The organism is Vibrio atypicus (assembly GCF_009811315.1).
GTDB lineage: Bacteria > Pseudomonadota > Gammaproteobacteria > Enterobacterales > Vibrionaceae > Vibrio > Vibrio atypicus.
Genome location: NZ_BLID01000001.1, coordinates 47,229 through 60,376 on the forward strand (window position 1 = coordinate 47,229; position 13,148 = coordinate 60,376).

The following is a 13,148-nucleotide window of genomic DNA, read 5'->3' on the forward strand; positions in this document are numbered from 1 at the left end:
GTTTCAACAACCGATTTTTATTATCTGTCGAAGTTTGCCTTGATCCACATTACTCTGCCTTGAAGGGATTTAAGAGGGGGTTATGATGGCCGACTACAGCGCGAAAGTTCATTGGCAAAGAGAAACAAACGAACCGTTTTACGACAACCAATACAGCCGAGGTCACACATGGGAGTTTGATGGAGGCGTAACGGTTCCTGCTTCATCCTCACCACATGTTGTTCCACTCCCCTATTCGGTCGCCGAAAACGTAGACCCTGAAGAAGCCTTTATCGCTGCGATTTCAAGCTGCCATATGCTGACTTTTCTGGGCATTGCCGCCAAACGCCGTTATGTGATCGATTCATATGACGATCATGCTATTGGCGTCATGGAAGAAGATGACAAAGGTTACACATCGGTAACTCAAGTCACTCTTAGACCAAAAATCTGCTTTGTGGGCGACAAGCAACCCAGCTATGAGCAGCTTGAAAAAATGCACCATCTAGCTCATCAGCACTGCTTTATTGCCAATTCAGTGAAAACCGAAATCACCACAGAAATTACTCTTTAGGAGCAAGCATGAAACACAAATGGTCTCTGCTCACTTTTGTAGCCTTTGGTCTTTTCATCTTGTTCGGCCAACAGTACCAATGGTTCGGAAGTGGTAACCCTGACTCTTTTCCTAAACTCCCCGCATCACCTGATTTTGAAATTTCAAAAACGCATGACGGCGAATGGATCGGGCGCAGAGTCGATGTTACCGGCAATAACATGTGTGAAAGAACCACGATAACCGGCAAAATTGTCGATGGTCTCGCCACATTATCACTGACCTACAATGGCACCATCCTCAAAGGTTGGATCAACGCTGAATCAAATGAACTGATTCTTTACGCATCCAATCGTCAATGGGATTATCGTTTTAGCGCAACCGCTGGGAACAATCGAATTCAAGGCAAATGGCATCTCACTAACGGCCCATGCAAAGGGACTTGGTACCTAGAAAAACAAAGCTAATCAGTTATGCTGCTTCATGATACACTCAGCGCCAATCCGGGGAACTATTTCCTCTACGAAAACCAATACAGAGTGTCACGATGTCTTCTACCAATTTGGGGCCATTCTCCAAACTCGGCCTTAGCCAACCTATTACAGATGCTATAAATGAGCTCGGCTACGCTAAGCCAACGACAATTCAAAGCAAAGCGATCCCAGAAATTCTCAGAGGCGAAGACCTCATTGCCGCAGCGCAAACCGGTACTGGTAAAACTGCTAGCTTTGTATTACCGATTCTAGAAAAGCTTGCCCAAGGTGAGACTCAACGTAAGAAACGCGTTCGCGCTTTGATTCTTGCGCCTACTCGTGAACTGGCTCAGCAGATCGACGATAAGGTTCGTGACTACGGTAAGCACCTGTCGCTGACCTCTCTAGCTATTTACGGCGGCGTTGATGAAAAGCCACAGAAGCAAGCCTTAATCGATGGCGTAGATATTTTGATTGCAACACCAGGTCGACTACTTGATCTGTATGGTAAGCGCGCTGTTTACTTTGAAGAGATCGAAATACTGGTAATGGATGAAGCGGATCGCATGCTCGACATGGGATTCATTGAAGACATCAATAAAATTCTTGATCGACTACCTGTTGATATCCAGCACTTGCTGTTCTCTGCAACACTGTCGAATAAAGTTCGTGATCTCGCTAAAACAGCCGTACATGACCCGTATGAAATTTCTATCGCGGCTAATCAAGCATCAAAGAAAAACATCGAGCAATGGTTAATTACCGTTGATAAAGATAAAAAGTCAGCACTGCTTAGCCACCTAATTAAAGAAAATGATTGGGATCAGGCTTTGATCTTCATCGAAACCAAACATGGCGCAGCTAAATTGGCTTCTCAGTTAGAAAAGCGTGGCATCATGGCGGAAGCTTTCCATAGTGGTCGCAGCCAAGCCATTCGTAAAACACTATTAGAAGACTTCAAAGCTGGCAAAATTCAATACATGATCGCAACGGGTGTGGGTGCTCGTGGTATCGATATTGAAGGCTTATCACGCGTAATTAACTACGACTTGCCATTCCCTGCTGATGAATATGTTCACCGCATTGGTCGTACTGGTCGTGCTGACGCTTCAGGTGAAGCGATCTCGTTTGTTTCAAAAGACAACTTTAAAAACCTTTGCATGATTGAAAGCCGTTTAGGCCACCTAATCGAGCGTAGAGAAATCGAAGGCTTTGAACCACGTAAACCCGTGCCAATCTCGATTCTTAACTACGTACCAAAACACAAAAGAGAAAAGAAGGAAGAGCAGTAATGAGCACACCGACTAAAATTACCTTCTTTGAATTTTTGACGCCTTTAGTCGCATCTGGCAAGAAGACCATCACCATTCGCGATGAGTCTGAAGCTCACTACGTTCCAGGAACACAAGTGGAAGTTTATACGTTAGAAACAGACAAAAAAGTTTGCGATGTCAAAATCTTATCCGTTGAACCGCTTCACTTTGACGATATCAACGAATTTCATGCCGAGCAGGAATACATCGAACTTCCAAAGCTCAAACAACTGATTCGCGAAATCTACCCGAATACCGACACATTGTTTGTTATCACTTACGAACTTGTTTAATTAATCGGCGCTGATGAATGCCATTTATCAGCGCCGATTCCATGATCTCCATTCCAAATTCCTCCGTAACAGCACACAATCTCAATTAGCGTCTAAACTAAAGTTAAGAAAAATATAATTATCTAAATCAACTACATTACTCAAGTGAGGATGTATGAGAACAACGTCACTAAGCAGGTTTCAGTACCTTCCTATCATTGCGCTCGCTATTTCAATGATATTAGGAGGCTATTTCTACAATAAAACACTGGATGATTGGATAACCCGAATCGTCAGTGGTTATATGCTCAATTTAATTGATGACGTCTCCTATCAAATCGAAGAGAAACATTTGGATCTCTACGACATGGAACCAAGCGAGATCGATGCCTTTCTTGATCAGCTGTCGCAATCCGCCAACAATCAAAGATTCACTATCATTCATAGCACTGGCCAAGTGCTCGGTGATTCGCAGCTAAGCCAGCGCGAAATAAAACAGCTAGATGATCACAGCCAAAGGCCTGAAGTGGTTGACGCATTATCTACTGACAGCGGGATTTCCAAGCGATTTAGTCAGTCTTTGAATCAAGAACTGCTTTACGTTGCTAAACGACTTGAGCTCGCCGATGACGAACATGGGCACAGTCCAATCTATGTTCTAAGGCTTGCCATGCCTATGACTGCTCTCTATGGAATGGCGACTGACTTAAAGTTTATCCTATATGCAGTAATGGCCTGTTCTATGGTTGTACTCATCACTTCTTCCTGGATAAGCCAAAGAAAAATCCTTCAAGTCGTCAATCACGAACGACAATTGCAAGAGTCGCGGATAGAAAAAAGTACCAGAGAAATCGAGCTTCTACACCAATTGGCCAACATGCTCGCTGCGTGTAACACGATTAAAGAGGCGCAAGTCGTGGTGGCCGATATCATTCCACGGATCTTAGGAGATATTAACGGCTGCGTTTCGATCATGCGTGAATCTCGTAACCAACTAGAAGTTAAACTGGATTGGGGCGGCGAATGGCCAGCAAGTAAGGTGTATACCCCTAATGATTGCTGGGCTCTGCGTAAAGGTAAATACCACCTATCACAAGAAAAACATCACAACTTAGTCTGCAACCACATGAACTCTGTTTTAGATGATGGAACAACAATGTGCGTACCGCTGACAGCTCATGGTAATACCGTCGGTATGTTCCACCTTCATTTCCCTGAGCAAAACGTGCAAGAATCAACTAAACAACTGGCCTTCACTTTAGCTGAACACCTTGGGCTTGCACTTGCTAACCTATCATTGCAAGAGAAACTACGATCTCAGGCAATGCGTGATCCATTAACTAGCTTGTTCAACCGTCGTTACTTTGAAGAAGTGATGGATAAAGAGTGGTCTAAAGCGAGCCAAGAGCAATCTTCACTTTCTCTATTGATGCTCGATCTCGACCACTTTAAACGCTTTAATGATAATTTTGGCCATGATGCGGGTGATTATGTGCTCAAAGAGGTCGCCAACTTACTGACTCGAACCATATCAGACAACCATGTCGCCTGTAGATTGGGCGGTGAAGAGCTCGCCATTATTTGCCCTGAAACGAGTATTCAACATTCTCTCGATATCGCGAATGAAATCGTAGAGCAAGTACGAGAACTCCATCTGGATATGAAAGGACTCTCTCTTGGCCAGCTTGGCGTTTCAATCGGTGTGGTCACATTCCCAGATCTCAACGCCTCACCTGATGAACTGGTTAAAGTTGCTGACACCGCTCTTTATCAAGCAAAAGACAATGGCCGCAGCCAAGCCATTCATAGCCAAATGAAAGCCAATCCAAAAAGCGAGATAACTCATAACTCACAATCCGATGTTTTACCGTTAAAGAAAAAATGATCTTCTCAAAAGCAGGCGGATTATAATTTACTAGACGACTGGTCTAGTTGGTATTATGATGCCAGCCATGAACGCTAAAACACACGATACACGCCAACACATTTTAGACGTTGGCTACCAGCTTATTGTCAACAAGGGCTTTACTGCCGTTGGACTATCTGAGCTACTTAAAACTGCCGAAGTGCCAAAAGGCTCTTTCTATCATTACTTCAAATCCAAAGAACAATTTGGAGAGGCTTTGATCGAAGAGTATATCCGCACTTATGTTGCGCGAATTCAGCCAGTGCTAACACAGCCTGATCTCAAAGGTCGCGACTGTTTGCTAGATTATTTTTCTCGCTGGCTGGAGATTGATAACGGTGTGTGCAACGCGAATAAGTGTTTGATAGTCAAACTTAGTGCTGAGGTTTCCGATCTTTCGGATAAAATGCGCTTGTCACTAGCGAGTGGCGCAGAGCTGATAATAGAGCAACTAGCAAAAGCAATTCATCGAGGTATCTCTGATGGTTCAATTGCTGAGATGAATAGCCAAGAGGTTGCGGCTCAACTGTACCAACAATGGCTTGGTGCTAGCTTGCTAAATAAACTCATGCAAGATCAATCTCACCTTCAGTTATGTTTTTCAACAACGAAGAAACAGCTGCAAGCGTAATAAATTAATATCCTGCTCAACCGTTATACTTGAGTGGGATTTTTTGAAACACCAACTAGACGACCGGTCTAATAAAGGAACTACTATAATGTCTGACTCTACCAACCGCCAAATCGTACTTGCTTCTCGCCCTGTCGGCGCACCAACACTTGAAAATTTCCGTCTTGAGCAAAATGAAATCCCTAAACCGAAAGAGGGAGAGCTATTACTAAGAAGTGTCTACTTATCTCTGGACCCGTACATGCGAGGCCGCATGAGCGATGCTAAATCTTACGCGGATCCCGTTGCTATTGGTGAAACCATGGTTGGCGGTAGCGTATGCCAAGTTATCGAGTCTAATCACCCTAATTTTGACCAAGGCGAATGGGTGTTAGCCTTTACTGGCTGGCAAGATTACGGCATTTCTGATGGTGAAGGCTTAATTAAAATGGGGATGAACCCACAACACCCTTCTTACGCACTTGGCGTAATGGGAATGCCTGGCTTTACCGCTTATATGGGCTTACTTGACATTGGTCAGCCAAAAGAAGGGGATACCCTAGTGGTCGCCGCTGCAACAGGCGCTGTGGGCTCTATGGTTGGCCAAATTGGTAAGCTCAAAGGTTGTCGCGTCATAGGTGTGGCTGGCGGTGAAGAGAAATGTCGCTACGCTAAAGAACAACTTGGCTTTGATGAATGTATTGATCACAAAGCCCCTGATTTCGCAGAACAGTTAACTGCAGCTTGCGACCAAGGTATCGATGTCTATTTTGAAAACGTAGGCGGCAAAGTGTTTGATGCTGTCATGCCACTGCTTAACACAGGTGCACGCGTTCCTCTTTGTGGCTTAATTTCACAGTACAATGCAACGGCACTGCCTGAAGGCCCAGATCGCATGTCTATGTTAATGGCACAATTGCTGATCAAACGAATCAAAATGCAGGGTTTCATCATTTTTGATGACTACGCACATCGCTACGGTGAGTTTGCCACTCAAATGACGCAATGGTTATCAGAAGGGAAAATTCATTATCGCGAGCATTTAATAGAAGGCTTAGAAAATGCACCAGAAGCTTTCATTGGTCTACTTGAAGGAAAGAACTTCGGCAAACTAGTCATTCAAACTAACCAGCCAATATAAGTCGATTGCCTACCCGCTTCCCATCAAATAACCCCGTTTAACAAGGGCGACTCTCGCAACGAGTCGCCCTTTTGCTTAACTTTCTCACCCTCACGACTCCCCTATCCCTTTGATATTGTAAAGATAGAAAAAACCTATCAATAACATAGCCACAACCAGATTTATAAATGTCGCTCTAGCCACTATTCTCACTACATCAAGTAGGGGCTTATTGGGCTCCCACCCAAATTTAGTCCGATTGCCATATAAACCGTAGTTGGCGACCGCGAACAATGTGACACACTAGGAGCAAATCATGGAACATAAAAATACAAATACTGGCGGAAAATGTCCTGTCATGCATGGCGGAGCTACCTCTTCTGAAACATCAAACGTAGCTTGGTGGCCAAATGCACTCAATCTAGACATTCTTCATCAACATGATCACAAATCTAATCCTATGGGTATTGATTTCAACTATCGAGAAGAGCTTGAAAAGCTAGATGTTGAAGCCCTTAAGTCAGATCTAAAAACGCTAATGACCAACAGTCAAGAGTGGTGGCCAGCAGACTGGGGACACTATGGCGGTCTAATGATTCGTATGGCTTGGCACTCAGCAGGCACTTATCGCATTGGTGACGGCCGTGGTGGTGCTGATACCGGTAATCAACGCTTTGCTCCTCTCAACTCTTGGCCAGACAACGGCAACTTAGACAAAGCACGTCGTTTATTGTGGCCAATCAAACAAAAATACGGCAATAAAATCAGCTGGGCCGATCTTATGATCCTCGCGGGTAATATGGCCTACGAATCAATGGGACTAAGCACGTTTGGCTTCGCTTTTGGCCGCGAAGACATCTGGCACCCAGAAAAAGACATCTATTGGGGTGCAGAGCAAGAATGGCTTGCAGAAAGTGGCGCAGAAAACAGCCGTTATTCAGGCGAGCGAGATTTAGAAAATCCACTGGCAGCTGTGATGATGGGACTTATTTACGTTAATCCAGAAGGCGTTGATGGTAACCCTGATCCACTTAAAACAGCGAAAGACATGCGCGAAACATTCGCTCGCATGGGAATGAACGATGAAGAAACCGTTGCTTTGACAGCCGGTGGTCACACTGTGGGTAAAGCTCACGGTAATGGCGACGCATCTAAACTTGGCGCTGAACCAGAGCGTGCAGATATTAACGAGCAAGGCTTAGGTTGGGTTAATAATGAATCGCGAGGCATTGGCCGCGATACTGTCACCAGTGGTCTGGAAGGCGCTTGGACAACAAACCCAACGCAATGGGACAATGGTTTCTTCCACCTACTCTTTAGCTATGACTGGTGGCTACAAAAGAGCCCTGCAGGTGCTTGGCAATGGGAACCGGTGAATATTAAAGAGGAAGACAAACCCGTTGATGTAGAAGACCCAAGCATTCGTCATAACCCTATCATGACTGATGCAGATATGGCGCTAAAACTAGACCCAGAATACCGTAAGATTTCAGAGCGATTCTACAATGATCCAGCATACTTCTCTGAAACCTTTGCTCGCGCTTGGTTTAAGTTAACTCACCGTGATATGGGCCCGAAATCTCGTTACTTTGGTCCAGATGTACCCGCGGAAGAGTTGACGTGGCAAGACCCAATTCCTGCGGGCCGAGTTGATTACGATGTCGAGGCAGTGAAAGCGAAGATTGCAGCAAGCGGATTAAGCATCAGCGAGGTGGTTTCTACAGCCTGGGATAGTGCACGTACTTACCGTAACTCTGACAAACGTGGTGGCGCAAATGGTGCTCGTATTCTTCTAGCGCCACAAAACCAATGGCAAGGCAACGAGCCAGAGAAACTAGCGAAAGTACTTACAGTTCTCGAAAGCATTGCACAAGAGTCAGGCATCAGTGTTGCAGATACCATTGTTTTAGCTGGTAACTGGGGTATTGAACAAGCCGTGAAAGCCGCTGGTTTTGAGCTTGCAGTGCCTTTCTCTCCAGGCCGTGGTGACGCAACACTTGAGCAGACTGACATCGAGTCATTCAGTGTATTAGAACCCGTTGCCGACGGTTTCCGTAACTGGCAGAAGCAACATTATGCCGTGAGCCCTGAAGAACTGATGCTAGACCGCGCGCAATTACTCGGTTTAACGGCACCAGAAATGACAGTATTAATCGGTGGTATGCGCGTACTCGGTACTAACCATTCAGACAGTCAGCATGGTGTGTTTACAGACCGCGTTGGGGCATTAACTAACGACTTTTTTGTTAACCTAACCGACATGCGCTACTCATGGAAACCAACAGGACGAAACTCTTACTCTATTGTCGAGCGTAATTCTGGAAATGAAAAATGGACAGCAACACGCGTAGATCTCGTGTTTGGCTCTAACTCAATCTTGCGTGCATACGCTGAGGTTTATGCTCAAGATGACAACCAAGAGAAGTTCGCGAAAGACTTCATCTCGGTTTGGACGAAAGTGATGAATGCCGATCGCTTTGATCTGAAATAAAACATAGCCCCGCTTGATTATTGTAATCAAGTGGGGCTATTTCTCTATTTTCGCTGACGAAGATACTGCTATACAGATTTGGCAAAACCAGTGAAATTGCACTAGGTTTAAATAAGTAGCACGTTCATGAGAAAAGAGGTGCATAACGGCACCTCAATATTAGGAGAGTTGGCTATGAATGATTTTAATTTCTTTAAACTATTCGACACCAAAGAGCTGTTTATCTTTTACTAACAAACAACCTACTGATTCTTTGCAACCGCTTTGAACAGTACTGAAGTGTCCATTCGACCAAAACCGTCTTGCTGTAGGTCGGCGTATTGCTCATCCACCTTTTTGGTGAGGGGAAGCTCAAGGCCTACGCGCTCGGCTTCTTTCAAACAAAAGCCCAAGTCTTTACGCATCCAATCAATAGCAAAACCAAAATCAAACTTATCTTGTGACATTGTCACGGCACGATTTTCCATTTGCCACGACCCTGCTGCGCCATGCTTCAATGTATCGACGACTTGTTCGATGTCTAACCCTGATTTCTGAGCTAAAAGCAGCGCTTCACTTAAGCCCTGTAAAATACCACCAATACAGATCTGGTTAACCATTTTGCAGCGTTGACCTTGGCCATTTTCACCCAGTAACGTCATCTGCTTAGCGTAAACATCCATAATCGGTGCAACCACATCAAATACTGATTGCTCGCCGCCGCACATAATAGTGAGAACGCCGTTTTCAGCGCCAGCTTGACCACCAGATACAGGCGCATCAATAAAGGTATTGCCGTTCTGCTGCGCAGCCTCTGCAAGTTCGATTGCCAGTTCTGCCGATGTCGTTGTGTGATCCACCAGTACAGCACCAGGCTTAAGGCCTACTAATATCCCTTCTTCACCATAAACAACGCTGCGAACATCATCATCATTGCCAACACAAACGAACACAACATCGCACTCTTGAGCCGCTTGTTTCGGTGTTTCGCACGCGGTACCTTGAAATTCTCCAGCCCATTTTGCCGCTTTTTCGAATGTGCGGTTAAACACCTTAGTTTCGTGACCAGCCTTACTTAGGTATCCAGCCATCGGATATCCCATGACCCCTAACCCAACAAACGCAACTCGCTTTGTCATGACTTTCTCTCTCGTGTTATTTACTTATAGTCACCGCAGTGTACTAAACATTTAATTACAAATTAACAAGATTAAAGTGTTGTTAGAAGCTAACCGCATCAATCCTACAAACCATGTAACAGGCATAAAGAGCAAAAAGCCCCAATTAAGGGGCTTTTACATTAGATTAAATCAGTAAAGCTAAGTTACTTCACTTTCACCAATGTGCTCGAATCAGTATGAGCAAATGCTTGGCCGTATATTTCTAAAGAACTGGTTTGCGAGTATGTTAATTTATCTGCTTCGATAGCAATATTCATCGAAAAGTCTGTCGTCTTCGCGTTGTCAGTCATATATTCTGACTCAGCGATACCACGCTTAGACGCCTTTAACGTCATTGTATTTCCTGCAGGACCTTCAGCAGTTACACATGTTGTTCTAGGTACACAAAATGAGTTGTAAACAATTTGATTCTTTTGGTCGTAAATAAAATATCCGCGCTGATCATGAAATTTAGAGTCGTCTGTTTTTCTAAATACTTCTTGTTTGTAATATAGCGCTACTAAATATTGATCGCTGGCATTTGTCGCATCTGCTGCGACTTCAAATGTCATCACCTCATAGAAAGGGGTAACCGCTGGTGCACCTTTACCTTGCTCTGAACCTTCTTGAGCAGGAGACATGTCTACACCACCCGTTTCTACAGATTTCCACGTTCCAACCAACTGCGCTAGTGGACCAAAATCCATACCATCAATTTCATTGTGATCGGCTAATACTGGTGCAGATATTGCCATTGAAATACCAAGTGCGATGAGCTTTTTCATTATTATTTCCTTTATATTTGACTTTTCTGGTTGGAAATATAGAGAACTGTGTATTCTAATTATTAATCCAGATCATTTTTTGCTCTAAAATGAATCCTCCAATGTAAAGGAATATTTCTATAATTCATCTGAGACATTATTTACCGATTCTTTGCATCTGTATTTATAAATAACCAAACGTTACATAACGATATTTCAACATATAATTGCATTCTCGATTCCTAAACTCTCAGGGCTCTACATTCTCTGCAAACGAATCTAACCCTTTTACTCATCTGAGCAACTGTGCCAAAATCAAGATAACTATCACCATGTTAATTAAGCAGTCACATGAAATTTCAAGCAGCCATCTTTGATATGGATGGCCTTTTACTCGACACAGAGCGTGTCTGTATGCGCGTGTTTAAACAAGCGTGCGAAACGGTCGGCCAACCATTCTACGAAGATGTTTATCTCTCGATTATTGGTCGTAACTCCGCTGGAATTGAAACGATTTTTCGTCAAGCTTACGGCGAACATTACGAAGCACTGCACGCAGAGTGGCGCGTAAGCTATGATGCGATTGTTAAGCACCAAGCCATTCCCGTTAAGCAAGGCGTTATCGAGCTACTTAATTGGCTAAAAGAGAACGGGATCCCGACAGCGGTCGCCACGTCTACTCATCGTGAAGTTGCTACAATCAAACTCCAATTGGCAGGGCTTTACCACTATTTTGACAATCTTACTTGTGGCTGTGAAGTGTCGCACGGTAAACCCGACCCTGAAATTTACCTGCTTGCAGCAAGCCGACTGAATGTTGAGCCCACTCAATGTATTGCCTTTGAAGACTCTAATAATGGCGTTCGTAGTGCTGTAGCTGCACACATGACCACTTACCAAATCCCTGACCTTGTAGAGCCTTGTGGTGAAATAAAGGCGCTAGGTCACGCAATCATGCCCTCTCTAACTGATGTATTGGCTTATCTAAAACAGAGCTGATGTTCGAGCAAGCCTGAATCACCGCATCAGGCTTGCTATTATTCTTCGCTGCACTTGCCAATAACTTTCTGTTCTAACACTTTTGACATTCAACTCTTTTTATTTCCTTATCCTAACCCAATGATAGTTAATGCCGGACATTACTTTGGATAAGGAATAACAATGACAAATCAATATCAACCACCAAGAGTTTGGACAATGGACGACGAAAGCGGCGGCCAATGGGCGAGCATTAATCGTCCTGATTCAGGCGCTCGTCATGAACAAACGCTGCCTATCGGCCAAAACCCTATCCAGCTATATTCGATGGGAACACCTAACGGTCAGAAAGTCACCATCATGCTTGAAGAACTGCTTGCGCTAGGGGTTTCAGAAGCTGAGTATGATGCTTACTTGATCAAAATCGGTGATGGCGATCAATTTGGTTCAGACTTTGTTGAGATCAACCCTAACTCAAAAATTCCAGCTCTGGTTGATCGCTCTGGTGCAGAGCCAATCAATGTCTTTGAATCGGGTAACATTCTATTTTACCTTGCCGAGAAGTTTGGTCACTTCTTGCCAAAAGAGGTTGAAGCAAGAACACGTACGATGAACTGGCTATTTTGGCTTCAGGGGTCTGCACCGTATCTTGGCGGTGGTTTCGGTCACTTCTATGTTTATGCGCCAGAGAAGTTTGAATACCCTATCAATCGCTTCACCATGGAAGCTAAACGTCAGTTCGATGTACTCGATAAGCAACTGGCTAAAACGCGCTTCTTAGCTGGAGACGAATACACCATCGCTGACATTGCGACTTGGCCGTGGTATGGCAATGTCGCGTTAGGTAATGCCTACGATGCCGTTGAGTTCTTGCAAACTGAGGGTTATACCAATGTGCTTCGTTGGGCGAAAGAGATTGAACAACGTGAAGCGGTACAACGCGGGCGTATGGTTAACCGCTCATGGGGTGAAGAGTGGGAACAAGTCCCTCAGCGCAACAGTGCCGCTGACATTGATAAGGTGTTAGCACTAAAACCTGAATAACAAAGTAAAAAACGGCTTAGTTCTTCACTAAGCCGTTTCTCTATTAGCTTACAGTTGACGAGTCATAAATCGACTGTGAGGGTCTTCTTGGTAATCTCCGAACGGTTCACAGTAACTAAAATCATACTTCTCATATAGCGAACGCGCTGGCTTGAAGAACTCTTGAGAGCCCGTTTCTAAGCTGATTGTTGCAAAGCCTTTCTCGCGCGCTTGCTCAATGACATGACTCAGCAGTTTAGACGCCACCCCTTGGTTTCTGGCATTGTTCGATGTACGCATTGATTTGAGTTCGACATGAGTATTATCAAGCGCTTTAATCGCAACACAGCCCAATAACTCATCGTCACGCCAACTGCTGTAAAAAGTGATTTCTGGTGATTTTAACGCCGAAACATCAAGTGCATGAACACTCTCTGGTGGCGATGTGGCATACATATCTGCCAAGTGTTCTTCGAGCAGCTGAATCACTTCGCCGCCATTTAGGTCATCAATTTTAATTTCCATAT

13 protein-coding genes are annotated in these 13,148 nt (G+C 44.4%); 10 read left to right on the forward strand and 3 right to left on the reverse strand.

The window, feature by feature from the left end; genetic code table 11:
- The first annotated feature begins 85 nt into the window (after positions 1-85).
- The 8 genes from GVO60_RS00200 (at position 86) to katG (ending at position 8,717) form a co-directional block, all read left to right on the forward strand.
- The gene (locus GVO60_RS00200) at positions 86-553 is read left to right on the forward strand and encodes an OsmC family protein (protein ID WP_159651392.1); all 468 of its coding nucleotides are present in this window, start codon (positions 86-88) and stop codon (positions 551-553) included.
- A gap of 8 nt (positions 554-561) precedes the next feature.
- On the forward strand, positions 562-999 hold the full coding sequence (locus tag GVO60_RS00205; protein WP_159650464.1) for a hypothetical protein: 438 nt from the start codon (positions 562-564) through the stop codon (positions 997-999).
- 80 nt (positions 1,000-1,079) lie between these two features.
- Positions 1,080-2,297 (forward strand): DEAD/DEAH box helicase, encoded by a 1,218-nt coding sequence (locus tag GVO60_RS00210; RefSeq protein ID WP_159650466.1) that lies wholly within the window; start codon positions 1,080-1,082, stop codon positions 2,295-2,297.
- The gene (yqfB, locus tag GVO60_RS00215; RefSeq protein WP_159650467.1) at positions 2,297-2,611 is read left to right on the forward strand and encodes a N(4)-acetylcytidine aminohydrolase; all 315 of its coding nucleotides are present in this window, start codon (positions 2,297-2,299) and stop codon (positions 2,609-2,611) included. Before GVO60_RS00210 ends, yqfB begins: the two co-directional genes overlap by 1 nt.
- Positions 2,612-2,765: 154 nt before the next feature.
- Entirely contained in the window at positions 2,766-4,475 is a 1,710-nt protein-coding gene (locus GVO60_RS00220; RefSeq protein WP_159650469.1) for a sensor domain-containing diguanylate cyclase, read from the forward strand.
- Positions 4,476-4,542: 67 nt separating this feature from the next.
- The gene (locus tag GVO60_RS00225) at positions 4,543-5,127 is read left to right on the forward strand and encodes a TetR/AcrR family transcriptional regulator (RefSeq protein ID WP_159650471.1); all 585 of its coding nucleotides are present in this window, start codon (positions 4,543-4,545) and stop codon (positions 5,125-5,127) included.
- A gap of 88 nt (positions 5,128-5,215) precedes the next feature.
- A complete protein-coding gene (gene curA / locus GVO60_RS00230) occupies positions 5,216-6,247 on the forward strand; it encodes an NADPH-dependent curcumin/dihydrocurcumin reductase (protein ID WP_159650473.1) in 1,032 nt (343 codons plus the stop codon).
- A 295-nt stretch (positions 6,248-6,542) separates the two neighbouring features.
- Positions 6,543-8,717 (forward strand): catalase/peroxidase HPI, encoded by a 2,175-nt coding sequence (katG, locus tag GVO60_RS00235; protein WP_159650474.1) that lies wholly within the window; start codon positions 6,543-6,545, stop codon positions 8,715-8,717.
- Positions 8,718-8,959: 242 nt separating this feature from the next.
- On the opposite strand, the gene GVO60_RS00240 is transcribed toward katG, so the two are convergent.
- Positions 8,960-9,835, reverse strand: coding sequence for an NAD(P)-dependent oxidoreductase (locus GVO60_RS00240; RefSeq protein WP_159650475.1), 876 nt, complete (start codon positions 9,833-9,835; stop codon positions 8,960-8,962).
- 185 nt (positions 9,836-10,020) lie between these two features.
- A complete protein-coding gene (locus GVO60_RS00245; protein WP_159650476.1) occupies positions 10,021-10,641 on the reverse strand; it encodes a heme-binding beta-barrel domain-containing protein in 621 nt (206 codons plus the stop codon).
- A 330-nt stretch (positions 10,642-10,971) separates the two neighbouring features.
- Between GVO60_RS00245 and GVO60_RS00250 the strand changes: the two genes are divergently transcribed.
- Together GVO60_RS00250 and yghU are read left to right on the forward strand one after the other, a co-directional pair.
- Positions 10,972-11,619, forward strand: coding sequence for an HAD family hydrolase (locus tag GVO60_RS00250; protein ID WP_159650477.1), 648 nt, complete (start codon positions 10,972-10,974; stop codon positions 11,617-11,619).
- Positions 11,620-11,781: 162 nt separating this feature from the next.
- Positions 11,782-12,642, forward strand: a complete 861-nt coding sequence (gene yghU / locus GVO60_RS00255) for a glutathione-dependent disulfide-bond oxidoreductase (protein ID WP_159650478.1) — start codon at positions 11,782-11,784, stop codon at positions 12,640-12,642.
- A 48-nt stretch (positions 12,643-12,690) separates the two neighbouring features.
- Here yghU and GVO60_RS00260 read toward each other — a convergent pair whose 3' ends face one another.
- Positions 12,691-13,146 (reverse strand): GNAT family N-acetyltransferase, encoded by a 456-nt coding sequence (locus tag GVO60_RS00260; RefSeq protein WP_159650479.1) that lies wholly within the window; start codon positions 13,144-13,146, stop codon positions 12,691-12,693.
- Positions 13,147-13,148 lie beyond the last annotated feature (2 nt).